Source organism: Leptothoe sp. LEGE 181152 (genome assembly GCF_032906605.1).
Lineage (GTDB): Bacteria > Cyanobacteriota > Cyanobacteriia > Phormidesmidales > Phormidesmidaceae > Leptothoe > Leptothoe turfae.
On record NZ_JASATU010000009.1, the window covers coordinates 1 to 24,345 of the forward strand.

Annotated in this window: 23 protein-coding genes and 1 CRISPR repeat array; of the genes, 19 read left to right on the forward strand and 4 right to left on the reverse strand. The window is 49.4% G+C overall.

The features are described from left to right. Both QGP82_RS05240 and QGP82_RS05245 read left to right on the forward strand, forming a co-directional pair. Window positions 1-380, forward strand: a 380-nt coding sequence (locus QGP82_RS05240; protein ID WP_499057489.1) for a hypothetical protein, incomplete at its 5' end; no start/stop codon positions are given. A 3-nt stretch (window positions 381-383) separates the two neighbouring features. Beyond that, window positions 384-935: a hypothetical protein gene (locus QGP82_RS05245; RefSeq protein ID WP_499057491.1), complete on the forward strand. Its 552-nt coding sequence runs from the start codon at window positions 384-386 to the stop codon at window positions 933-935. Window positions 936-1,050: 115 nt separating this feature from the next. Here QGP82_RS05245 and QGP82_RS05250 read toward each other — a convergent pair whose 3' ends face one another. Continuing rightward, the gene (locus QGP82_RS05250) at window positions 1,051-1,785 is read right to left on the reverse strand and encodes a hypothetical protein (protein ID WP_499057493.1); all 735 of its coding nucleotides are present in this window, start codon (window positions 1,783-1,785) and stop codon (window positions 1,051-1,053) included. 613 nt (window positions 1,786-2,398) lie between these two features. On the opposite strand from QGP82_RS05250, the gene QGP82_RS05255 reads away from it, so the two are divergent. Beyond that, the gene (locus tag QGP82_RS05255) at window positions 2,399-2,926 is read left to right on the forward strand and encodes an RICIN domain-containing protein (protein ID WP_499057495.1); all 528 of its coding nucleotides are present in this window, start codon (window positions 2,399-2,401) and stop codon (window positions 2,924-2,926) included. 589 nt (window positions 2,927-3,515) lie between these two features. Next, window positions 3,516-3,860: direct repeats of the CRISPR family, unit length 37 nt; unit sequence CTTTACCGATCAGTTCAGATCGGAATAGTTGGAAACT. A 190-nt stretch (window positions 3,861-4,050) separates the two neighbouring features. On the opposite strand, the gene QGP82_RS05260 is transcribed toward QGP82_RS05255, so the two are convergent. Both QGP82_RS05260 and QGP82_RS05265 read right to left on the reverse strand, forming a co-directional pair. Next, window positions 4,051-4,449 carry a hypothetical protein gene (locus QGP82_RS05260; protein ID WP_163697264.1) on the reverse strand — a complete coding sequence of 133 codons (399 nt, stop codon included), beginning with the start codon at window positions 4,447-4,449 and terminating at the stop codon, window positions 4,051-4,053. Window positions 4,450-4,543: 94 nt separating this feature from the next. Next, window positions 4,544-4,975: a hypothetical protein gene (locus QGP82_RS05265; RefSeq protein WP_163697262.1), complete on the reverse strand. Its 432-nt coding sequence runs from the start codon at window positions 4,973-4,975 to the stop codon at window positions 4,544-4,546. A gap of 425 nt (window positions 4,976-5,400) precedes the next feature. Between QGP82_RS05265 and QGP82_RS05270 the strand changes: the two genes are divergently transcribed. From QGP82_RS05270 to QGP82_RS05280, 3 genes are all read left to right on the forward strand, one after another. After that, entirely contained in the window at window positions 5,401-5,874 is a 474-nt protein-coding gene (locus QGP82_RS05270) for a hypothetical protein (protein ID WP_499057497.1), read from the forward strand. A gap of 385 nt (window positions 5,875-6,259) precedes the next feature. Beyond that, window positions 6,260-6,907, forward strand: a complete 648-nt coding sequence (locus QGP82_RS05275; RefSeq protein WP_499057499.1) for a hypothetical protein — start codon at window positions 6,260-6,262, stop codon at window positions 6,905-6,907. Window positions 6,908-6,947: 40 nt separating this feature from the next. Then, window positions 6,948-7,391 (forward strand): hypothetical protein, encoded by a 444-nt coding sequence (locus QGP82_RS05280; RefSeq protein WP_499057501.1) that lies wholly within the window; start codon window positions 6,948-6,950, stop codon window positions 7,389-7,391. Window positions 7,392-7,420: 29 nt separating this feature from the next. On the opposite strand, the gene QGP82_RS05285 is transcribed toward QGP82_RS05280, so the two are convergent. Then, on the reverse strand, window positions 7,421-16,024 hold the full coding sequence (locus QGP82_RS05285) for a tape measure protein (protein WP_499057503.1): 8,604 nt from the start codon (window positions 16,022-16,024) through the stop codon (window positions 7,421-7,423). A 126-nt stretch (window positions 16,025-16,150) separates the two neighbouring features. Here QGP82_RS05285 and QGP82_RS05290 point away from each other — a divergent pair, with 126 nt between their 5' ends. Genes QGP82_RS05290 through QGP82_RS05350 form a run of 13 tightly spaced genes read left to right on the forward strand, consistent with a single transcriptional unit; the run spans window position 16,151 to window position 24,333 of the window. After that, window positions 16,151-17,371 (forward strand): DUF2213 domain-containing protein, encoded by a 1,221-nt coding sequence (locus QGP82_RS05290; protein WP_499057505.1) that lies wholly within the window; start codon window positions 16,151-16,153, stop codon window positions 17,369-17,371. After that, on the forward strand, window positions 17,371-17,880 hold the full coding sequence (locus QGP82_RS05295; RefSeq protein WP_499057507.1) for a structural cement protein Gp24: 510 nt from the start codon (window positions 17,371-17,373) through the stop codon (window positions 17,878-17,880). The genes QGP82_RS05290 and QGP82_RS05295 overlap by 1 nt, the downstream gene beginning before the upstream one ends. Continuing rightward, window positions 17,877-18,818, forward strand: a complete 942-nt coding sequence (locus QGP82_RS05300; protein WP_499057509.1) for a major capsid family protein — start codon at window positions 17,877-17,879, stop codon at window positions 18,816-18,818. The genes QGP82_RS05295 and QGP82_RS05300 overlap by 4 nt, the downstream gene beginning before the upstream one ends. 8 nt (window positions 18,819-18,826) lie before the next feature. Continuing rightward, window positions 18,827-19,228 carry a hypothetical protein gene (locus tag QGP82_RS05305; protein WP_499057511.1) on the forward strand — a complete coding sequence of 134 codons (402 nt, stop codon included), beginning with the start codon at window positions 18,827-18,829 and terminating at the stop codon, window positions 19,226-19,228. Further along, a complete protein-coding gene (locus tag QGP82_RS05310; RefSeq protein WP_499057512.1) occupies window positions 19,228-19,629 on the forward strand; it encodes a hypothetical protein in 402 nt (133 codons plus the stop codon). Before QGP82_RS05305 ends, QGP82_RS05310 begins: the two co-directional genes overlap by 1 nt. After that, window positions 19,629-20,009 carry a hypothetical protein gene (locus tag QGP82_RS05315; RefSeq protein WP_499057514.1) on the forward strand — a complete coding sequence of 127 codons (381 nt, stop codon included), beginning with the start codon at window positions 19,629-19,631 and terminating at the stop codon, window positions 20,007-20,009. The genes QGP82_RS05310 and QGP82_RS05315 overlap by 1 nt, the downstream gene beginning before the upstream one ends. Continuing rightward, a complete protein-coding gene (locus QGP82_RS05320; RefSeq protein WP_499057516.1) occupies window positions 20,002-20,403 on the forward strand; it encodes a hypothetical protein in 402 nt (133 codons plus the stop codon). The genes QGP82_RS05315 and QGP82_RS05320 overlap by 8 nt, the downstream gene beginning before the upstream one ends. Window positions 20,404-20,406: 3 nt before the next feature. Continuing rightward, complete coding sequence (locus QGP82_RS05325) at window positions 20,407-21,123, forward strand: phage tail tube protein (RefSeq protein WP_499057518.1); 717 nt, start codon at window positions 20,407-20,409, stop codon at window positions 21,121-21,123. Beyond that, window positions 21,123-21,365: a hypothetical protein gene (locus tag QGP82_RS05330; RefSeq protein ID WP_163669010.1), complete on the forward strand. Its 243-nt coding sequence runs from the start codon at window positions 21,123-21,125 to the stop codon at window positions 21,363-21,365. The genes QGP82_RS05325 and QGP82_RS05330 overlap by 1 nt, the downstream gene beginning before the upstream one ends. Continuing rightward, window positions 21,365-21,793: a hypothetical protein gene (locus QGP82_RS05335; RefSeq protein WP_499057519.1), complete on the forward strand. Its 429-nt coding sequence runs from the start codon at window positions 21,365-21,367 to the stop codon at window positions 21,791-21,793. Before QGP82_RS05330 ends, QGP82_RS05335 begins: the two co-directional genes overlap by 1 nt. Next, a complete protein-coding gene (locus QGP82_RS05340; protein ID WP_499057521.1) occupies window positions 21,790-22,212 on the forward strand; it encodes a hypothetical protein in 423 nt (140 codons plus the stop codon). Before QGP82_RS05335 ends, QGP82_RS05340 begins: the two co-directional genes overlap by 4 nt. 32 nt (window positions 22,213-22,244) lie before the next feature. Beyond that, window positions 22,245-22,826 carry a terminase small subunit gene (locus QGP82_RS05345; RefSeq protein WP_499057523.1) on the forward strand — a complete coding sequence of 194 codons (582 nt, stop codon included), beginning with the start codon at window positions 22,245-22,247 and terminating at the stop codon, window positions 22,824-22,826. Beyond that, a complete protein-coding gene (locus QGP82_RS05350; RefSeq protein ID WP_499057525.1) occupies window positions 22,798-24,333 on the forward strand; it encodes a terminase large subunit domain-containing protein in 1,536 nt (511 codons plus the stop codon). The genes QGP82_RS05345 and QGP82_RS05350 overlap by 29 nt, the downstream gene beginning before the upstream one ends. Window positions 24,334-24,345: the final 12 nt, after the last annotated feature.

Sequence of the window (24,345 nt, forward strand, 5' to 3'; positions counted from 1 at the left end):
CCCAGATTGCCAGGGAGTTATACCACTCTGGTTTGCTAGGTCAGAGTGAGGCGGTGAAGTTAGGCCCCAGGGTAAACCAGCATAAGCCAACACCCAAGCAGTTAGAGGTTAAAGAACAGGTAGACAAAATCGGGACTGAGTTAGAGAAATGGGTTGAGGAGAATCCAGCCCCCATGAACCTGCTTGAGCGGCCACAGTATAAGCGAAAGGCCACTGAGTTCGTAAGAGAACGCCTGAGTGGGACAAAGCGAATTACGGTTTCCTGGGCTGAGGGGGTTGGCGCTGAAGAGGTAGCCGGGAAGCTGTTTGAGCGCCTAGATCATGAGCTACTGGTTCAGGTCGTAGCGATTTTGAATAATGCGTTAGTAGATGAGGGCTAAAAGATGGCCAAAGGGTTTGGAAAGACTGCACCACGGACAAATCACACCAAGCCAGTCGCGATCTCAAACTTGGACGACGAGTTTATCCACGTCAGCGAGTATATGGGCTATGACTGCCTGTATCGTGCTTATCGTGGGGCTCAGTGCTTAGGTAATGACGCTAAGGCAATGGCTGGGCAGGCGTTCGCATGGGATAGCAGCATGGGCAGCTACGACAATCTGTATACCTTTCATAGCTGGGTTATCCATGATGGGAAGTTGTGGGATTCTCATGCAGCTTTGGAGTCAGTGCTTAAGGAATCAGTTGAAAGGGGTATGGCTTTCCCTGGCTTATTGGAGAAGGGGGCTGCTGGGCTGACGGCTAAAGCCAAGATGCCGCCTAAGGGTGTTAGTGATCGAGCCAGTATTGCCAAGTGGCTCAAGAAATATAAGGGATGCGATTTGCTGTACGTACCAGGCTGTGTGCTTTTGCCAGCGGCGATGCATAAGGAAGCGCTTAAGGCCATTCGGGATACTGGCAAGAATGGCTTTTATCGATTAGGCCATTCTGAATGAGGCGTTGAGATGATTAACATGACCACCTATCAGCACCTGAAATGGTCGGAGAGGGTGTTGGGGTTGTTTGAGGGAAGAGGAGTCGTGAGGATTCTCCCAATCCCAATTAGGCCGACTAGTATGTTGGCCGATTATAAAGTCCGGAACGAATTACTGGTATTGTTAAAGAATATCTCGCTATCAATTGTTCAACAAGCTGGCCGAACCAAGTTGGTGCCTTAGGAGAAACGTGGATCGCTTTGATCAATTCAGCTGGTTCGATGTCGATAGTTAATGACGTGGAACCGGCTGGTATTTGCGGTTTGTTTACGTTTTCTCGGGACCAGACAATTGCCCTGAGTTCGTTCTCATGTGCGAAACTAAGTCGTTTATGGATGAAAGGGAAAAAACCGTTCCCAAACGGGATTGGTGTAGTTTCGTAGTCGATATAGCGAACCATAGTAGTGCGCCCCATAAACGGAGCTGCATCAATTGCCTTAGTCAAGGAGTCGTGATCGGTCTTTATCGCAATTCCCTCCGGGCTTTGAAGGTAGAGTTGCCACATTGCTGCGGACTCATGATCACTTACAAACCAGCAGCTAATGAACATTTCTTGTCGCTGTCGCTGGGTGCCCGCAATGAATTGGTCGACGGCTTCTGGCGGTAACCCTCCGTTTGTTGCCGGATCACGGAGCAGCTTGATCCCCGCTTTCGACCATGCACCCTCGTAGGGATCGTCAAACTTATCAGATCGCGGAAAGAAAAGCTTGCTGGTTTCAAGGAGGCTAAGCAATTTCGTTAGGTCCATGTACCGCCAGAGCGTACAGTTCGATTGCGGCGGGAAAAACGATGTGTGATTGTTGTCGAGCATCTTTGTCAGCGTAACGATTATGTATACCGATTTTTTCTGGATAATACTCTGAGCATAGGAGTTATTCAGAAAATGTCTGGTTAACACCCCTGCAAGAAGATTATCTAGAATTGTTCTGCCTAATCCCCTGACAAGAGGATCAGGTAGACATCGCCCAACCTAGCATGCAGCCTTGAACGATCGCCTGAAAGGTTCTGTATATTTCCTAAAGACTTTCCGCCGTGGCACCGTCCTTCAGTCTCGGTCAGACCTTGGTGGAGCATTGGGGAGGCTTCAGGGCTGAAATGCAAGACCAAGGTCGGAGGTGAGGTTGTCTGGGGGGTGGAGGGGGTAGTTGTGGGGTTGTGTGGTGGGCGCAAAAAACTTCAGCAAGACTCAATCATCTTTTGAGACTATATCTTTTTGAGGATTAGTGAAAGAGATTCTAGATTGGGAATTCTCAAAAACGACACTGACAATATTCATCAGCGTCAAGTAGGGCTTATAAATTCAAGGCTGTACAAAATCTAGCTTTATTTCCATCTTTATCTCAGATCTAAGTAAAGTTAGTGATGCCTTGTTCAACTTTAACGATTAGCCTAAATGAACACTATTTCTTCAGGGGTTTACATTTATGGTAACTACTGCTTCAACGAATAATGCTGCTGCTGATTCTGTTGACCTTAGTGGAATTTACGTCATATCCTCTGCCGATCCCGCAGCAGGAGGCAGGTGCCTAGACGCTGACGGCAACAGTCCTAAAGTAGATGGGACTAAAGTTCAGCTCTGGATGCCAAATGGTACACCGCATCAAAAATGGAAACTGGAACGGATCGCCAATACCGACAACTACTATTCTATTGTGAGCCTGTGGCATAATCTCGAAACTGGCTACCTAGATGCCGATGGCTATGGTTTAGGTACTCCTGGAACTAAAGTCCAACTCTGGACATCAAACGGCTTGCCACATCAGCAGTGGCAAATTAATCCGATTGGTGACGACACCTACAGAATCATTTGTGCCAGTCCACGTGCAAAACAAGTGAAGTTCCTTGATGCTCATGGTCATCAAGTTGGTATAAATGGAGGAGCAATACAGCTTTGGCCAGATAATGGCGCAGTAAGAAATCAGCTCTGGAAGCTTGAGAAAACTAGTAGATAGTTTTAGGTAATATGCCAAAGCAGCATGATCGGTGTTTTACCCCGATCATGCTGAACACTGAAGCCGTAACCCTTATCGTAATCAACTCTCTCAGACCCAATAAGAACTTGAGGGAGTGTGAACCTTTGAAAGGTGCGATCGCTCCCTACAGAACTGGGCACTCTAGACACTGAGGGCAGACATACTGCCTATTCAACTTCTATAACAAAGCCGCCTCCAATGCCTTGCGTGTTGGGGGTTATTTAATGCCCGTCTACACCACCCCCACCCCAAAGCAAAGCCCCCAGGGCGTACTCCTAGGGGGATCAGGTGTTCCGCATTGCGGACGCTTTGCAGATAGCCCTAGTGTGCCCAGGGAGGGTTGAGGGTAGCGGGAAAAGCTTAAAGGAATGAGAAGGTACTGCCTCCACCCACGGACATCGGCTGATCGCTGAAAGCCCTATGTTTTGGTTGACATCCGTGGGGCCTTATTTGACAAGGGTTTCAGTGCTTGAGGCCGTAAATCCTGAAGGCTGATAGGATAGGATTATCGGCATCCGTGGTTTAGCCGTCTGGGGCGTGCTCTATGACGGGCTTCTGCTGGGGGTGTCTTTACCGATCAGTTCAGATCGGAATAGTTGGAAACTGCGTTTGAGATTGCCGTGCCTTCGCAGCTTCACGGAAGAACTTTACCGATCAGTTCAGATCGGAATAGTTGGAAACTCTCCCTGGACGCACCAACTACTAGTTATTGCATAGTAGTCTTTACCGATCAGTTCAGATCGGAATAGTTGGAAACTTTTTTCGATATTGCGCTGACATATAATCAACAAACATCGACAGCTTTACCGATCAGTTCAGATCGGAATAGTTGGAAACCTGACTCCTTGCCTGTCTTGAATAGAGACTGATGAATTCCTTTACCGGTCAGCTCAGATCGGAATAGTTGGAAACTCTTCTTTTAGGATGCCTTTGATGTCCCTGATAGTGGAGTCTTGGACTTTACCGATTGGAAGCAACAAAAAACAACCGCCCTGGGGATTTTCGGGGCGGTTGTTTTTTGTGGGCCCCAAACAAAACCCCCAACCGAAGTCAGGGGCGACATGGAGTTTGCACGCAGGAATACAATAAGCCCGCCACAATTATCAGTCTTTCTGAACGTTCAGTCGGATATGTGTGGCCGTTCCTACCCCTACTTCATTTCCGTCTTGATCAACAAAATACATGCCAGGTGAATCACATTCGCATTTAGCCTTCCAAGATAGCATGAGCTCATGAGCAATATAGTTTTGTCTTGAATCCTCTAGCTGCCACCAACCAGGATCGAACACCAATACCATTTGTTCATGATTGCTTTTGTTGACTCCAGATTCAATGATTAGATCATCCAATTCCATCGCAGCCGCCTCAGTCTTGAATGATTCTTGGCTTGCAAGTGTTTTAGCGCTTAGTCTTTCTGGGTCATTGGTTTGCAGGGATAGTAGTACTATACCTCCTGTCACAAGCAGCAGGGACAAAGTTACAGGCAGCCAGTATTTACGCATAGCAATAGTCCCCGAACAGCAACAGATCAATTATCCATCACTATTCAGGGGCTATCAGAACGGTCGCGGCTTAGTAGACTTTTAGCTTAGCCTGCTACTCAATCTCAATGCTCTGAATCGACCATTCTTCTGGCAAATGGTTGAACGTCGCCACAAAATCAGCCTCAGTTCGCCCGCCAACCTGATCGATAGTGACTTCCCTGAACTCTTCAGACCGTCCTTCTTGCTGAGCACGAATAGTGAGCGTAATGTTGCTAATAGGCGAGGCACCAGAATTCCTTAGAGTCCCCCTTATATTATTGCCGACAGCCCAAACGCCATAGGTAGATAAGTCTGATAGCCTCTGCTGATTAAGCGCGGCAATCGCTTGCTCCTCTCTCGCCTGAGCCGCTACGTCCCGCTCGTTGCACATATAACTCAGGTCCGTGCGCACCCCATACATATCCATGTAGCACACAGGTGTAGCCAATGCCGAGGGAGCAGCAGAAAACAACGCAAACGAAGCGATAACCGGGGTAAGTTTCATGTGTCGTATGTAGGGAAACTACACTAAAAACTTCCCTGAGGCGTTCATCTGTCGGGATGCTTTAACTAAATGAGACTTTTGGTTAACCCCCTCAATAGATAGCATTGAGCATTCTTTCGCAACTTTTAAAAGCATTCGGAGGTCGATACTACAGGGTGTTCATCGGACTCTAAATGCACTTACTCACCTCCCTTGGCTTGTACCTGCCGAGGGATTTTTTTTGGGGATGATCAATGCTGTCTATTGAGGGGGAAGTGGTGGATTGATTGTGGTGATTGAGTGGTAGATCAATAATGACTCAATAACTTCACCCCGGAAAATGGGGATAGTTTAGATGTGGATTGGTTATGGTTATTAGCCTGCGTTCGGATCGAGGGCGACAGCGAAGAAAGTAGTAGTAGCTATCTGACCTCTTTGCTTAGACCATGGATTCTAAAATCGCTGCGGGCACAGCTCTAACTGCTAGTACGCCCATTATCAATGCGGCTGCTAATGCGGTCGGTGTTGCTGGGACTGGAACTGCCATTGGAACTCTACACGGAGCGGCCCATGCGAGCGCTACGGCTGCATGGGTTGGTTTTGGTAGTATGCAGTTAGGCATGTTTGTAATGGGAACTTTGCCGATCGTTGGCGGCCTACTGATTTTAGATAGTCTCTGTGGTAGTGATTGCGGTGGATCAATCATTGACTACTACGAAGAGTTTTGGAAAAACTATGAAGTCCAGTCTGAGTTGGACGAGCTGAAACAGACGGTTAAACGAGATCCAGGACATACCGTTACCGCAAAGACTCAGGCAGCCTCATTGGATCAACTCAATCGACAGTTTCAATCATTAGAGGTAGAGAACGATCTATATCTCCTAAAGAAACAAATGGGTCTATTTCCTCCAGTTCCATAAGTATTGAGAATAAGACCGGTGTAGCTGCGCTCACTGATGAGCAACTGACCGATATGGGCTTAACACCTGACCAGTTTACTGAAGTGCAAGGGCAGGAGTCGGCAGGGGTGTAGCCTGAGATCTCACTCTCAAGTGTCTTATGACATTGAAAACTGAATAATAAAACGATGGTAGGTATTGATTGATTGCTATGTAGCTTGCTTAATTGCTTCACATTGAATGATTTGCAGCAATCAATCAATTTTAGCTGTTATCTGCCGTGTACTACAAATCTCTGTACTAACAGGCACCCAAGATTGTGTTTCAAACCTGTAAAGCGATCTATATGGGTCCTGTCAGGAAAAATACTTTGAGAAAGTAGGGATACTTACTATTTTCTCAGGTAATGAAATTTCTATACAAAAGCTTTGGCTGTCTTGCGATCGCAACCTCGGTAATCCTCTCAACAGACATCCCAGTTAAAGCTAATTGCGAAGATCGAGCGTCCGCATTCTGTGAAACAGATGATACTGAAGAAACTTTTAATGATGGAGAAATAGAGCGCCTAGAAATAAACGACTGGCGTGATAGCGTTTTTGACCTACCCTGGTCTCGTCCCCTACTTATCGTTCACCCGTTTGATGGTGAGTATCTAGCCGTTGCAGATAATAATTTTTCAGGTAATCTTGCCTGGTCTAATTGGGACGAATCGGTCATCTCAATTTGGTCAGAAAAAGGCGTAAGGATTGTCGCACGCAGACGGGAGAAACGATGTGGGGTTTTCTCCTGCCGAACGAACGTCATTTGGTACGAGACCAATGCGCTAGACGTAAAAATTGGCGATATCGTTTTTTCGCTAGAAGGAGTAAACGGCAACTTCACGCTAGACGATGAGCAAAAACAGATTTTAGCCAGCGCTCCAGCAGGAGAAGCCATCATCCGTGTGTCCATTGAGGGTAGAGGCGGCGAAGTAATTAATGATATTGGAGAAGGAACTGTTGAAGCTTGGCGGACGGTTTTTGGCCAAAGTGCGAACAATGCAATAGGTGAATAAGGGTGCGCTTCAAACTTTAACCAATGGTAAAGGGGTAAAAATGAAACGTTTTCTACAAAGTTTGGTGTTAGCGAGTGCGATCGCGGCGGGTGCATTGGGCTTTCAGAGTGAGGCGCGGGCGCAATATGTTGAAATCAATCCGACCGCACTTCGTTCCTGTCGGCGAGATCAGTCCTGGACATTTGTTGGACCTAGTCATTGCTATAGGTTTTTTCAAGATGAGGACACGCTTCATGTTGGGATAGTGACCTTAACCCATGATGGTTACATTATTTCGCAGGTGATTGACATCACTCCTGGTGATGTAGTGCTATCTGAAGCAAAGGTTATTTCTCGCGATGGGACCCTAGTTGGTCAGGCAATCATTGATGTTGCTTCTGGCACGATTGCTTCTGGGCGTGGAGATTGGGCGTCGTTCCATGAGGATGCCTGGAAAGCCCGTCAGTTGGTTGCTGAATACTCTGGTTATCACGGAATTTACTAAATGGGTGAACGAGTATGCGCCACGGAGCGTCAACGCGACAACAGCCCCCTAGGTCGCTGCTCCTCCTGAATAATTTGCCGCACCAACGCCGCCTGCCTCCGCTCCAATTTCTTGGCAAATTCACCATCGCGCTGTGAATCACCAGTGCTAGCGAACTGGTTTGAGATAGAAATAGCCGGTGCCTCTCGTACTCCACTGGGTGTAATTCCTGCTGCAGCCCTCTGCCCCATATAGCCGCCACCGGCATAATTCCCAGCGAAGACTTGATCCAGCGAACTACCCATGGGGGCCAGCATTGCGTTGATCTGTGCTTGATGCCGTTGAGTTAGGACGGCTTCAGTGGTGTTGAGCATGGCTAACCGGGGCTTGCCGGGTGCCATCGACTCACGACGGTAGGCATCCGCAATGGAGCCTCCCGACATGAAGTTAGGGACGTAGCCGCCATCGGCTGCGCCAAATAAGCCTTTAACGATGCCAAAGATACCACCGCCGCCACCGCCACCGGCTGCACCACCTAGCCCACCAAATAAGCCGCCGAAGATTTCTTGCATCAGCAATTGAGAGGCCATTTGGGCTAAGCCAGAAATCATTGAATCGATAAAGCCGCTGAATGCCTCGCCCGCTGTTTTTGAACCATCCAGGAATGATGCAAATGCGTCGGTAGCGTGCCCTTGTGCCATTTGCAAAATCTCCGTCATTTCAGAGAATTGCGCATTAATGCCCTCTAAATTAAGCTCGTGCATTAATTCGGCGTTGGCTGTCATCTTTTCGATGGCATCAGCAGATAGATGGGCATTATTGCGGATAGACTCTAGTTGCTCGGCAAATCGCATATTTTCTTCAGCGATCGCCATATTCTCTCTGAGTTCATTCATCTGTCGAGAGTTGCCAAACCCGCGTTGATCAGCCAGGGACAACGCAGCATTAGCCACATCCATGTTGGAGTCGAGGACAGCTCGATCATCCCTGAGTTGTTGGCCGCGATTTTCTCTGTCATTTTCACGACCTAGCAACTCCTGACGATTGTCAAATGTTTCTGTGACCAGCTTCAGCCGTAGCTCGTACTCTTCGTCTGTGATCTGTTCGTTGGCAAGCTGCTCTCTGAGACTGAGTAAGGCTTCAGCCCTTTCTAGATCTAGCTCCGTGACTTGGATGTCGGCGTTGAGCCCTATCGCTACGGATTGGGCTCCATTCTGGCGAGCTAGCTCAATTTGAGACCGTGAAAGATCTCCTGTGATATCAGCCTCGGCCCTGGCCTTAGCAATGCGCTCAGCTTCGACAGCCAATTCATGTTCTACCTCTAGCTGTTTTCGCTCCTCAAGGTGTAGTGCCTCCATGTCGGCTAGATGTTTGCGGCGATTTTCTATTGCTGGGAGCAGATCGGACTGGGCCTCTCTGAGCGATTCGACTTGCTCACGCGATTGAGCAATCAAGAATGGGTCGCCGCCAGTAGCCTCAGCCGCTTCAATAGTGCGATTGAATTCATCAATAGACTGCTGAGCTGAATCGTAAGACAATTCCATGTCTTCGATTTGGCGTTGCAGATCACGAGTACTGTCAGCCTGTTCGCGGTCTAACTGGATAAAGTCCCTAGTCCGGCGAGTGGTGGCATTGTCGGGGGCCAGGTCGAGATTTGCATCTTCAATTTCGCGCTCTCGCTGTAGCTGAGAGTCATCTTCACGGCGACGATCGTCTAGCAACTGTTGCTGCAGTTTGCGGGTATTGGCTTCAGCATCGGCCCGTCTCAGATCTTGCTGTGCGTCAAATTGTCGCTGGGCTGCATCGATTTGCTGGTTTGCACCGAGCGCTGCCAAGTCTTGCCCTTGGGTAATGCCGCTGGTGTTGACTGCTGGCGTTGTGAATACTCCTCCTCCCGTAAGGGCCGTTGCCAGCGCTTGACCTTCTTGGTCCCATTGACGTGGTGCGTCTGGATGAGCAGAGCGTTGCACCTGGTGAGACCTCGCAAAAATATCTTGCCCCCGCTGAGTTTCGAGCAGTCCAATGTTGCTGCCACGACCTGTGTAAAATGATTCAGCCGCAAAGACCGGATCTGAGATTTGATTGCGACTACCCCATTCCATTGATGGTCGCTGCTGGAATAAGCCAAGTGAATCCCTGTCGCCGCCAGTGAGATTGATTAAATTGGATTCTTGGATAGCGGTTGCGATCGCGCCTGCAATCTCTTCGTTATTCGCCCCCAGTGACCGCCCTACTTCAGCAATGATGCGAGCGTTATTGATTTGCTCTTGAGATGCCGCTTGCCCTTTGACGGTGAGGTTGGAGAAATCCGTCTGCGGTCGCGCCTGTGCTTGAGGCAAGTTGGCCATAGCGGGGGCGGCAAGCTGACTGGGTATTACGTAGACGTATTGGCCTTGAGCGTCAGGCTTGAATGTAGAGATAGCGCGTTCTTGCACAGGTCTAGACTGAGTGGATCTATCAACCATCTGCCCGTCGCCAGTGGATACCCCGACGTGAGTGATTGCACCTTGCTCAAAATTGCCGTATGTATTTGTGAATCCTACGATTGCGCCAGCGGGAATAGCAGTTGGGTCGGATGTTCTGCCCACTTGCCCAATATCAGAGCCGATCAAAGAAGAAGCGAACCCGGCCCCCAGTTCACCCGCCCTGGGGTCTCCTGAAGATAGTTTGTCAGCGCTCACCCCAAGCTCTATCCCTGCGCTCTTGAACACCTCTCGGACAAAGTAAGCGCACTGAGCAAATACGCCTTCATTGAAGTGCTTCCCATCCCATTGTTCAGCAAGATTGACGACATCAGTAGCCACACCTGAAGTAAGCACAGGCATTTGCCCTGGTATCTGCCCCATCAAGCCCATCCCCTCCTGGATCGTTCCATTAAGCCCCTGTGTTATTCCAGCAATCGTGGACTCTAGCTGCAGCCCTTCCATTACGCCATCAAAGATCGATTGGATAGTATCGGTGATCGTGTCGGTATAGGTGCCCAAAAACTCGTCAGTGATGTTATTGACACTGCGGGTTAAGTCGGCTTGCAACTGGTTAAATTCAGCCTGCGCTAACGTTTGCTCAACTTCGAGCATTGTTGACTCAAAGCTTTCAGAGATGCCCTGGTAGTAATCCGTGATAGATTCACCCAGCGCACGCAGGTCCATGGCCGCCGACGCCGCTGATTCATCAATACGAGCCTGGATATCAAGCGCCTGAGTTTCGAGTTCATCTAGATTGATCAGCGCGTCCAGCGTTGTTGTTAGTGCCGGGTCTATGTCGCCAATTCGGTCCTGCATTCGGGCAAGTTCAGGCGCTCTGAGCCCTGACAATGCCTCTCGTCCTCCCAATGCATTGAGGCTGTCGGCTAAATCGACTGAATTTAGTTCAGCGTTGAGCTTAGCAATGGTCTGTGCCGTGGCGGATAGTTCAGATGCTAGTGCTTGCTGTTCTAGCCCCCGCGACAGACTAGCGACTTGCCCCTCAGATGCACCTGCAATCTGTGCTCTGGCTAGATTGCTACGGCCAATAGACCCCGCCCGTGCTGAATTAATTGCCGCTGCATCGAGGGAGGCGGCTACATCAGAAATTGCATCAGCAATACGTTCAATATCAACAACGGATTGGTCAAGCGCTTGGTTAAATAACTCTTGTTGTGCTTTTAGTAATGCGATTTGCGGGGTGAGGTCTGCAACTGCCGTGTTATACGTTTCGGCTGTGATACTGCCTTGCTCATAAAGAACTTTCAGTGCAGCAAGCCCGTCCTCCTGAGTTTTCAGTTGCTCATCAACTACCTGGCGAGTCGTCCCTACATCGCCGACCAGCCGTTCACGCTCTTCTAGCTTCCGGTTGATTTGCTCTTCTAGTGAATTTTGCTTAGCTAGGTTGTCAGTGTCGAGCGCTTCTGTTGCCCGAAGTCGCTGCCGCAATACCTGGAGTTCTTTATCTAGCTCACCAAACCGCTGTAGTTCGTCGTTGCGAGGCCCTGATGTAAATTCTGCAGCTTGCGCAATCACACTAGCCGTATTGGATTGCAGTGCATCCGCCGCTTCAAGAGCATCATTTTGTTGTTTTTGAGCAAAGCGATTTTTGATGAAATTAGACGCTTGACCAATAATGTCAGTGCGGTCAGCAAGCCCTCTAGCTCCACTCCTGGACGCTTCGTTCGTAAGGAAGCCACCTATCCCTTCGGTTAATACACTGATAGGGCCAGTCAGTTTTACCCCGCCCAGGCTGTCAGCAGCTTTTTCTCCACTGCCTACGATGCGATCTAATGAATCGGCAAAGCGCTCTAGCCTATCAGTATTCGACTCAACAATATCGCCAAGCTCGCCAGCATTTTCACCGAAGGCGCTAAATACAATCTGTCCAAGTTTCAGCGCCGCATTGATTAGGCCGATTTTAACGGCAAAGACCGCCAACGTCTTAATAGTGGCTGTCGTCGCGGTTCGGATGCCTGTCATTGCGGGCGGGATGATGCCAAGGGATTTGGCGGCTGCGATCGCAGCGCCTCCCAGCTTCATCGCCATCGAGATAGACAATGCAGAGAAGGTAATGATTAACAACTGAGCATTGTCCTGAGCTAGTTTCAGCCCTGCCGTTAACGCTTCCACTCCGACTTGCCGTGCCGGGAGAAGGTTTTCTCCAACACTCGCCTGTAATTCAAATACAGTATTGTTGAATCGGTTCATCGAAGCCTGGGCAGAATCGGCGGATGCTGCTAGCCCGCTAAAGGTTTCGGCTTCTAACTGTTGGACAAAGGCGGGCAGGAATTCGTCACTAACAACCTGTCCCTGCTCCAGCATTTTTGACAACTCCTGGGTTGTCACACCCATTGACCGCGCGGCGATTTGGAACGCCCCTGGAAGCGCCTCACCTAATTGACCTCGTAATTCTTCTGCTTGAACACTTCCTTTCGACAACATCTGCTGCAGTGCTAAAAGGGTGCGTTCGGTTTGTTCTCCGGATAGCTGAAATACCGCTGAGGCTTGCTGTACCGCGTCGAAAACGTCTTCTGCACCTTGACCCTCAAGACTTGTCCCGCGTGCTGCCGCTTGAGTCTGAACAAAGCCGCTTACCGATGCGCGTGCATCAACTCCCAGTTCGTTAGCCCTAGCAAATACATCATCTAAACTTTGAGCCGCGCTAATAGAGTCGCCCTCAAGCAGTTTCAATGTATTGCGCAAGCCCTCTAGCTGCGTGGCGGCATTCATGGATTGATTGGCGAATTCCCCCAGCATGGGACCAACAAATGAGAGCGCCCCAAATCCAAGAAAACCTTGAACTACCCCTAGCGCCTGATCCTTTAGTTCGGCGAGCCATCCGCCACCATTGATAATCCCCTCAGATTTCAGCACTCGGTTGATGCGTCCAACAAGACTTTCTGTCCCTGCCTCGGCTTGAATCAGTGTGTTGTCTAGTCCGGACTGAGATTTAGCAAAGCGGCGCTCAATCTCCATCTCCGCCCTATCAAATTTTGCTGATGCTTGTTCAGCTTCATTCAGGGATTGCTCTGCCGCGCTCTGACGGTTCGTAAATTGGGTATCGTTTTTGTTGATTTTCTTGGTACGGGCAAACTCTTCTACTGCTTTTTGTGCAGCCTTAAGCTCTTCCTCAAGATCTGCGCTGACAGTGGACGGACCTTTGGAGAATCCAAGATTAAAACCCAGCTTACTAAACAGACCCATCCTAAAAAATCTTTTAGACGGCGACTGAATCTCAAGTGTGTCCTCAGCCGCTTTAATTCCAGCTTCTGCCATATTCTCAATGGCATCGACAACGGCCTGCGGTTCTACCCCCTGCGCCATCCCTTCGCTAATATTGCCCCCAACGCTGGTTGCTTCTGGGAGTTTATTGAGCTGTCGTTTAGCAAACGTTTCCTTCTGTGCCAGTTGGCCCTTGATACCTTGAAACCTAGAACCAAGTGCGGATTCAACGCCAACATCAACTCCCTCAGATCTGAGCATTTCAATAACCTGCTCAATCTCAGTTCGTGATTCTTCTGATGTTTTTAGATACGCCTCAATTTGGGCTCTAGCGATGTTCTCTTGCCCCGCTTTAACATTTTCCTTAATCTGCTTTTTGAGTTCAGTGTATTTTGTCTTAAATCCAGCAGCGACTTGGTTGAGTTCGCTAAGTATTTCCTCAATATCTTGAAAGGTGAGTCGCTCTTTTACGTCATCGGCTACATCCTCTATTTGCTGAGATACGTTCTCTATGGGGCTGGACGATTGACTAACGCCAGCTTGAGCAGTGGCTTGCCTGGCTTGGCGTTGTTTTTGGGGCTGACCTTGGGCGACTTCTACAAGCTCTGGTTCCCTTAGAGGGTTGACCGGCATTTGCAAGGGCTCGCCAAGTACGGCTTTGCCCTGAACAGTAGATTCAAATTTTTCGACCTGCTTTTTCAGTGCAGCCTCAGCCTTTTCTAGTGCGGATCTAAGTCGGAATTGCAGTTTAGATATTTCTTCAATTGACAAATCATCTAAATTTGCCGCGCTATTTGCCAGGTCATTGACTCGTTGCTCTACTAATGCAAAAGCCTGGACTGCCTTGACTGCTTCAGGAGATGAATCGATATCAAATTTATTTTGAATCGCTAGCAGTTCAGCGACATATTGCTTTTCAAGCTGAGCGTATGCGTCTTTGACTTTTCCGCCACCGATACCCGTTTCTAGCTGCAAGGAATCAATTGCCCTTTGCCGCGATAAAGCTTCGCCAATGCCAGCCGATTCACGACCAGCAAACGCATAGGCATCTGATTCAATAGTCCTGCGATAACTTTCTGATCCCCCTCGGCCCCCTCGAACAGACCGTTCTATCCCAGGCCCATACCTTTGTTGCTCCTCAGGAGTAAGGGCAAGGGTTGGAATAGCAATATTTTCACCAGCCCGGCCAAAGTCACTCTGTACAGCATGTCTTAGCTCATGGACTAAGGTTTCTAGCTGCTTGCCGGTCAGCGTTCCTTGGTTAAGCGCCTCAATGACAGATGATGAGATCTGGATTGAGTTTGTGTCTTGCACGAACATTGCGTTCGCACCTTGCAAGCTATCATTGGCAACCAGTCTGGGGATGTCTTGATTGGCCAAAGAAACACCAGATCTTTTAGCAACTTCACCGACAAGGATTTGATAATTTCTCGAAACTTGTTGCGCTTCAGGGCTATCTTTCTTTCTCGCTCGATTAACGACTGGGCTCGACGTTGCCATATCATTTGGCACATCTAGCAAATCAAACGTTTCAACCGCATTGACATATCGCTCAAATTGTCGTTGCTTATTGGCTAGCAGGTCATCCGCCTTGGTAAGCTCATCCATCAAGCCTTGGAATCGATTGGCCGCGATTTCGGCAATCATCTCAACGCGATTACTGAGCGTATCAATATCAGCTTTAACTGTAGTCGCCTGCGCCTGGAGAACGTTGATTATGTCGGAGCTATCGGCAAACGTTTCTTCTGCAAGCGCCAGCCTGACTTGAGCATCTCTTCGAGTAGCAGGATTTGAGGCAGTATCAAGCTTCTTTTGGAACGTATCAATATCTTCGCGTGCTTGCTCTTGGCGCTTTAGCTGATTCAGTAATTCTGTTTGAATTGTTTGGTAATCACGCCGCGAAGATTCTAATGTCTGCGATACGGCTTCCATCCCCAAACTATTTTCGGCTTCTGCAATCCGATCTCGAATAACAGATTCTTTTCTAGCTAGTTCTTTCGATTCAGTATCGAGTTGCTTAGCAAGGTTGGATATCTCACCTCTATTGCTTTTTACAAATTCAAATTCCTTTGCCGATTGCGCACTAGCAAACCCTCGGTTTGACCTGGCTTCAGCCGACTGCTTACCCCGAACAGCCGCTCCTTCAACCAATATCGTCTGCTTGCCAATGGCCGCTTCCAAAACCTTGGCGATCATGTCGGCATCTCGGCCAAATGAATCGAGGACACCTTTGATTAAGTTTTGTCCTAGCTGATTACCTACTTTGTCAAATGAACCAATCAAAAAAGAAAGTTCTCGGTTAATTCCGGATGACAGGCCCTTAGAAAAATCAGCCGTTGCTTCCCTGCCAACGTTTTCAAGAGCCCCTGTCGCAATCGTTCCAACAGCGCCAGAAAGTGCCTGCCCTGGTACTGACAAAAAGCTGCCGATCGCTGAGCCGACCTGGCTAACTGCGCTCGGCTGCAATTGACTGGCGATCGCCTGCGGCAAACTTGAAACACCTTTAACCGCCTGGTGAATATCCTTGACCGCACTGCTGATGTCTTTCAGGGTGCTGGCAATTTCTTTTGAGTGGTCACCCCCGCCAGCCGCGCCGCCCATTGCCGAGACCTGGGCTCTAACCTCTGTTGCAATATGAATCTGTTTTCCACTGAGCCGGTCTAACTGCTTCTCTAGTGCATCTAGCGCAGAGCTATCAACACGAGGTGTGATGGGATTTCTGTCTAAATCAGTCTGGACTACCTTGCGGTGCTTAATCTTCGAGTCATAAACTCGATTCAACTCATGCAGCCCGCTCAGATCCACTTTTGGCGCAATATCGAACGAATTACGTCCACCAATATTTAGAGTTCTTTTTAGGTCGCGCTCTAGCTTTTCGGCCTGCGCTTTGGCCGCCTGCATCCCCGCCGTATATTTCTCTGTATTAAGTTCAAGCTCAAGAAACAACGTTCCGATGGATTGAGACATAACTTCCAGTTGACAAAAACAGAAAATGTATACAGGAAATAACCCTTGAAGGCTTTAATTGGCGAGGGTTGTAGCTATTCTCAATAGTAGTGCTATATTCGACATAGTGCTTTTTTGGATGATTTCTTGAAGTCGCGTTTTGACACTGGATTTATCTTGAAATCGCAGCGGCTCGATGATGGTCGGCTGAGATTTTATATGCGTATTGGCAAGGCGAATCAATTGCTGGCGTACCAAGACGAGCAGATGAAGGACGGTGTGCGATATGAGATTATTCGACCGCAACAGCTATTTCATCGGGACTCGATTGATTCGGCGAAGATGGGAGTCATCACACTCGACCACCCAGACGAACTAATCTCTCCCGAAACAGCGCGGCAGCACATCCAGGGCAGTACTGGGCATTCCGTTGTCATTGATGGCGACTTTCTCGGCATTGTTGGAACGCTATTTTCTAAGGATGCGATCTCGGCTGTTGAGTCTGGCGAGTATCCAGAGATATCGCCCGCCTACCTAACTGACTGGATGGATGGCGATGGCACCAAAGAAAATCCATATCACCAGCTGCCTAGAAAACATAATCATTTTGCCCTTGTCCAGCGCGGTCGGCATGGTTCTGAAGTACGTAGCTATACCGATGCTGTTGATGATGCGCTCGTAGATCGTTTGCTGCGTGATGGCGAAATCTCTAACCCCCTAACGTCTGTCGTTGTACCCCGAAAAACTATGAAAATAACCCTCGGCAATAAAAGCTATGAGGTTGAAGGCGATGACGCCAAAGCCTTGGCTGATGCGATTTCATCCATGTCCAAAGAGCATGAGGACATGAAGAAAAAGCACATGGCTATGGACGGCGAAAACAAGGTTCTCACAGCTGACCTTAAAAAATACAAGGCCAAAGCTGACTCTCTAGAAACCTCCCCAAAGCTGGATGCTAAAGAGGTTCAGCAGTATGTAGCAAGCGAAGTCAAAGACCGGCTGGATTGCTGGTCTCGCATTTTGCCGCATATGGACGCCGATTTTGAGCCTGATTTTTCAGCTTCATCTACTGACGTAAAACGTTTGTGGATTGCCAAACACCGCGCAGATATGGCGGCTGACCCTAACTTCCAGGATGACGGCTTTATTGAAGGTGCATGGCGTGCGATCGCTCCTGAGTTATCCGAACAGTCCAGGCAAGATGCGGCGGATGACGATGGCGAGCAGGAGAAAATCAGCAGCGGACTGAAAGGCATGTTGGCGCAGCTAGAGAAGTCGCGTCAAGACCACGCGCCGTCTACAGAAAGCGCAATTGATAAGGCTCGTGCAGATGCTGCCAAGCAATACTCGGAGGCGTGGAGTAACTAATGGCGATTACTAATTATGAAACGGTCACCGACCGCAAAGGATTTGAGGGCCAAGTAGCAACGACAGAGCATGCTGTCATCCGCACAGCTTCTAATGGCATGGATGGCGTCTTGCCGTTTGGTCGCGTCATTGTTGAAGCCACGCCTGCTACCCGAGGCGAGCGTCCTATTGCTACGGTGATCTCGGCGGCGGGTCAATCTGTACTGGGTGTGGCGATCGCGACCACGATCCAACAGATCGATCATGAATCTATCGACGCAAACGGAGATCGAGGTTATGCCGACAAACGCCCCGTTGGCTATATCGTCGAAGGCTTTTTCTACGGCATTGTCGAGGAAGATGTAACGCCTGCGGATACCGTCTTTGTGCGGTTTGGTGGGACAGGGAAGCCCGGTCAATTTCGCACTGATGCCGATACGGCCACGGCTGAAGATCTCTCGGCCCGCTTCAAATTTGCAGAAGTCGCGGCAGCTGGTGAAGTTTGCAAAATTGAGGTACTGAAACGATGACAGATTATGGAGTTCATTTAAGTCGTTACTTAGAACAGAAGCTGCCTGACGTTATTCGTCAGCGGTTTCGACCCTTTCGGTATGAGAACGGAATACTTGTTCCGACCATTGCCGACCTAAGCCCTGGCGCTCAAGTCTTGGTGCAGGAACAGATTGAAGGTCGTGGACAGGCTGCTGTTGTCGCTGATCAAGCCTTTGATATTCCGCTGGCTGATTACAATGTCAGCGAGACCCGAGATCCTGTAGTGGCCGTATTCAGTTCTTTTCATTACACCGTGAGAGAATTGCAAGCCGCTACGTTTGCTAATCAGCCGCTAACTGACGAGCGACAACGGGTAGCGCGACGTGCGATCGCTAGCCGCACTAATGAGCTAACTGCTTTTGGCAGCGCTCAGTATGGCTTGACGGGAATGCTAAACGATCCGCTAACTCCTGTAGATGACACGTCTTTTGATCCGTATGCTGGCGCGACAACAGCAGAAGACCTGGTTGATTTCTTTGTTGAAAAAGTCGCAGCCGTGACCGATTCGACCGACGAGACCGAGTATCCCAATCACATTGAGATGGCGTTTCGGTTGTGGAAGCAACTATCATCGAAGCGCCTTAGCGGGACTGCAGTCAGTGCTATCGAACACTTGCGTAAGTTGTTCAGCGGCGAAGAATCAGGGTTCTCGCGGATGACGTTTGGGACTTCGCCAGAGCTGAAATCTGAAAAGCTTGAGCGCTATGGGGTGCATAGTGCTGGGACCAACAAAGACCGCATTGCTGTTTATCCCCGAAGCGCGGAAATCTTAGATCGGCACATTGAGCCCACACAGGTGCTCGAAACAGAATACCGGAACGCTCAGTACATTGTTCCGATGTACAGCTGCATCTCTGGCGTTCGGTGGAAGTATCCGCTGGCGGGCCGTTATGTTGATGTCGTCAAACCAGCATAGGGGGCTAAATGTTGCTTAAGTACAACCCGCGAAAGACACAACCAGCCTCTCAGGGAGTTCGCTATTTTGATGGCGTTCCTGTCCACCCTGGCATTAACTACGACCTAAGCGAAAGCCAAGTCGAAACCATCAAGGCTCATCCCAGTCTGTCACGCTATGAAGAATGGGGCGCGATTGAATGGGTGAAGGGTGGCGGCGAAGTTGAGGCCAAGCCGGAAGCCAAGAGCGAAGCTGACAGACTGGCTCGACTGGGGGCATTAGATGATCTAACGGTGGATGAAGCCGAGAAGATTGTTGACGTTGAGCATGATGTTGAACTGTTGCAAGCTTGGGCCAACCGCGATAAGCGTGTGACGCTCCGCAATGCAATCAACCAGCGCATCTCTGAAGTTCAGGAGGGGCGTGCTTAATGTCAGTTTGGCGACGGCGTGAGAATTTGTTTCTTTATTACTCAGTGCCCGGTGCAACTGAGACGGATGCGTTTGGCGTGGCTCGTCCTGCCGTACCATCAGAGCAACAAATCATTAAAGCGTCTGTCAGACCAACTGAGGAAATGGCTAAGCTCAGTGAGCAGATTGGCCCGGATGTATCTCGTGTTCGAGTAGACGGCTATTTTGTGAGTCCTAAATTTCAGCCGGACAACTTTCCTCTTGGGAAACGGATTCGTGCTGTTCTTAAGGAACTGGCAACTGAATTGGAGTTCAATGGCGAGTTTGAGGCGGCGCAGATTGTCCCAAGCCGATTTGTTGCAGTGACCAAGGCATTGGGGTCTCCGATCTCTGGCTACTTTTATTCAGTTGGAGGTGGCTGATGCTGAGCTGGAACCCACCAAAGCTAACCAAAACATCCAGCGCAATCGGTTATCACGCCGAGCATGCACCTATTGTTCATAACGGGGCACAGCTAAAGTCCGGTGGCAGCATCCCGCCTGCGCCATGGATGACAACTACTGTTGATGAGCTTGAGTCACCGAAGATTATCGTCCCTGAGATTTCAGATAGCGTTATCCATCAAGCTTTCCAAGAGTTTGTAGAGGATATTGCCGAAAAAATGCAGGATAATTTGCGCGATCGTCGGTGGTATCACCCTCGTGGCACTCAACGCCGGAACGGTCAATACATCCCCCCTGGCTTACGCGACAAAGTAGATACCAGTGAACTCTTGAACTCTCAGGAGGTGCGCCATGGCTAGTATTGCGACAGATGAAATCCTGATTCCCTTAGCGACTCAACTACGCGATGAGATCGGTGATTTACTGGGCCAGTTCTCGGATGGTGAACCTGCTTTCACAGTAGAGCCCCCCGAAGATGTACGACGCAATTCAGTGACGGGCTTATTTTGTGGCATTGATCGCTTCCCCATGGGCAGTAGCGATCGTGTCTCTGGCGGGGCTCACAAGAATGGCTACACCCGCGTCACGCTCGTCAACTACGATCGGCAGTCGGTGAATTTAGTTGAAGCCGCCAACCGTATTGAGACGACCTTTAATCAGTTTCGTCAGCCCATTCATTCTCCATCATCAGACGATGTGTATGAGCAGATCGTCTTTTCCCTGTATTCCCCTTATTTTTTGTTGAGGAGCTAAAAAATGCCTAGAGCCGTTGGTTCAATTATTCTTCAAAATGCATCTCTTGATCTGGTGCTGTTGCCCACCGGTAGCCGCACTCCGCCAACGATTACACTGACAGCGAGCGCGGCTGCAGCCAACGATACTACGATTGATATTGCTGGAGAGACTGGCGACACCCAAACATTGAATGCTGGCGCGTCGTTCTCGTTTGAAGACACCACTAACAATCGGCGGGTGCAAGTAGTCCTAAGTGAGGACGTGACATTAACTGAAGACACCCCGGTGACAGCTACCATTTTCCCGCTCAGGGCAGACGTACCGGTTGGTTCCACTGCAACCTTTGTGGACGGTGTTTTGCCGATGGAGGGTTTACAGTCGTTCGACTTGTCAACCTCTGACACGTCCGTTGACACCACGGATACTAAGTCTGGCAGCGGTACAGAAGTAGCCTTGATTCGGGCGTCAAAAACAGTAAACTGCTCGTTCATTATTCGCCCAAACAATCGGGCTTTCTTCGAGCTGGTGCAGAACGTAGCGCTCAAAGGTGGTGGTTTCTACGGACGTGAGGTTTACGCCACGCTGACTCTACCCGATGGTGAGCGAAAAGAGGGGGCCGCGCTGATCCAGAACTATCAGGAGCCAGGGAACCAAAACGAAGTGCGACGGGCATCGTTTGACCTGGTATTCCAGGGCGATAGCTTCACCGTGCTGTCCGGATACACCTATGCACCCTAATGGAGGTTGATTGTCTCTCTGATGGCCGCTTTCTGTACTGCTTTGATTGCATTATCGAAGCGTCTGAGATTAAAAGCTCTGTTGTCGTGATTCGGGGCGGGCTTTGGGGTGGCGTTACTTTAGCCGCTTGCGATCGCCCCCTTTCTCTCACGGTCGATGTGCCCCAAGATTTGAGTGCTGGGGTGAACTGGAATACGCACTGCTCACGAGATCGAGATATCGTACTGCCACTGAAAGTCTGATGCTCTTTTTTAAGCAAGGATTAATTGCACTATTTTCGGGAGGGGCCGCTTGGAATAGCCCTAGCCTGAAAGCAATTTTGCTATCGAGCTACACTTACGATTCCACTCATCAATTTGTTAGCGACATCGCCGTCAGCGAACTCACGGGTTACGATCGCCCTGACGTATCAAGTAGCGTGATCTACAACGACAGCGAAGACCGCCTAGAGCTGAGGTTCACCGACACAACAATTACGGCAGTGGCAGAGGCCCAGACAGTGGGAGCGTTTGCGTTGTTCATCGAAGGTGAAGACGATACAGACTCTGATTTGATTGCCTACCAAACGGGTGTGTCTGAAGCTACTAATGGTGGGGCTATTACTTTGAATGCCCCACCCAACAGTTTGGGTTCTGATAATTTTGTCTTTGCCGTACCGAGGGGTGGATGATGAGTATCAGCGATCGCTATTCTGACCTCTCAGTAGCCCTAGAGCGAGTTCAGGTTCTCACTCAAACCAATGACACAGGTCGCGAGTCTGAGATTTTAGCAAAACTAGACGATACAGCCGCACGGCGCGGTGATGATGTGCGCTACCGGCTGCACTATGTAGCGGCATTGATTGAGCGACAAAACTATGACAACCAGACCCTAGAACGAGCAGACGGCGGCATTCGCTTTACGGGTAACCGCGTACAGATCAAGTCATTCCTCAGGGAGCAAGCGGCGCTAGATTTAAGATGGCTAGCGGATGGGTTTGAGATTCCTCCAGGCTATAGCGCTGCTGATGAGCTAAGAGACTTGCTATTAGAGCAGGGCATTGATCCGGATGATGCAGCGCCGCCTGTGATGTCGATATTTACTGGCTAGTTAACATGGATGCAATGTATCTCTTTTTGTAAGTGGCAAGAAATCCCAAAACAGGATTAACCGATAAACAAGAATTATTCTGTCGTGAATATCTTAAAGACTTTAACGGAGCAGCGGCATATATTCGAGCTGGCTATGCTAAAAAAGGCGCAAAGAACCACGCAGCAAGGCTGGTAGCAAATGGTAGCGTTCAAGCCTATCTTGCAAATCTCCGCAGCCAAGTTGAATCACGCTCAGTTGCCACGCTAGAGCGTACCCTTGAAGAGATTGCCAGAGTTGCCTACGCCGACATTACGAGCACCCTTAAATTCAATAACTCTGAACTAACACTTAGTAACTCTGAAGAATTGCCCCCTGATGTAACAGCGGCAATTGAATCTGTAACTTTCAACGAGTCTATTACCGAGTCAGGAACGACCATTAAAAAGAGCCTGAAAATGCACAACAAAATGCAGGCATTAGGATTACTGGCTGATTTCTTTGGGATTCGAGATGATTTCAATAAAGCTCGGGCAACGCTTAAGCGCTATGGGCTGGCATTAATACCCGACGAGAACAACTCTGTAGGATGGACAGTTGAAAAGTATGAATCCAGTCCCAATTCCGGTACTTAAGCCGATCAAACATAATCCGCAAGATGTATCGTCTAGGCTTGAAATACACGACGCTGACAATTATCGATTCCTCACTTCTGAGTTTTCGACGATCGCACTACCCCACAAAGGAACAACAGAGCGCATAGATTTACCCGATGGCACCATCACGCCACAGAAAGGGAAGCAAGATAAGTTTGCACGTTGCCATGTTGACTTAGCCCTAACGGGGGGCGGAGCGGGCGGTGGTAAATCGTATTCGGCACTTCTAGAACCCCTCTACCACATCGACAACCCCGAATTTGCCGCCGTCATCCTCCGTAAAACCTACCCCGAAATAACAGCCCCCGGTGGACTGTGGGAGACCTCGCGAAAAATCTACATGCCGCTGGGGGGCAAAGCCCGCGAGAATGATTTGACCTGGAAATTTCCATCCGGAGCCACAGTCAAATTTTCGCACATGCAGCACGGCATGAAGGATGCTTACCGATGGCAGGGTTCGCAGGTGCCGTTGTTTATCATTGATGAGGCGACTCACTTCGATCGCGCCACTACTTTCTACCTTCTCTCCCGAAATCGTTCGACCTGTGGCGTCAAGCCTTATATGCGATTCACCTGCAACCCAGACCCAGATTCTTGGTTGGCATCCTTTATCGATTGGTGGATTGACGATGATGGCTTTGCTATAGAAGAGAGATCGGGAGCCGTGCGGCATTTCATCACGATTAACGACGAGGTAATCTGGGCAGATACACCAGCTGAACTAACCCAGAAATATCCCAATGCACTGCCTAAGTCATTCACATTTATCCCGTCAAAGTTGAGTGATAACCCCATCCTCACTCAGATTGACCCCGACTATCGCGCCAACCTACAAGCATTGCATCCCGTCGAGCGAGCACGGCTAGAGGGGGGTAACTGGAAAATTCGGTTCCAAACAGGCAATGTCTTTAATCGTCAATGGCCCACGTTTATTGACGACATTAGCGAAGTTCTTTCACCCAAGGCGAAACCTATCATTGTTCGCGCCTGGGACTTGGCGGCCACCACGAAAACAACCTCCTACTATACGGCTGGAGTGAAAATGCTGGCCTGCGATGGCATCTACATAGTGCTGGATGTGTTGTGCGATCGCTTAGACCCAATTGCGGGGGACGACCTTATTGTTCATACTGCAAAAATGGATGGGGCTGAAGTTTATGTCTCGACCGAGCTAGAGGGCGGTAGCGCTGGCCTAAAATGGTCACAAACGATGCGAGATCGGCTAGCTGGTTTTAGCTATAGCGCCGACAAACCAACCGGTGATAAATTACAGCGATTCTTGCCATTCGCTACCGCATTGTCTCAAGGACAAGTTTATTTCTTGCGTCGCGCCTGGACAGACCAATACGTGGGCTGGCTGGCACAGTTTAATGGATCTTCTGTGCCCGGTGTAACCGATGTAGCCGATGCATCCTCTGCTGCATTTTCATTCTTGTCTCAGAAAGTGACCGAGTTTAATGCGGCGGATTGGTTGAATGCGATTTAATTGTGGGGGCTC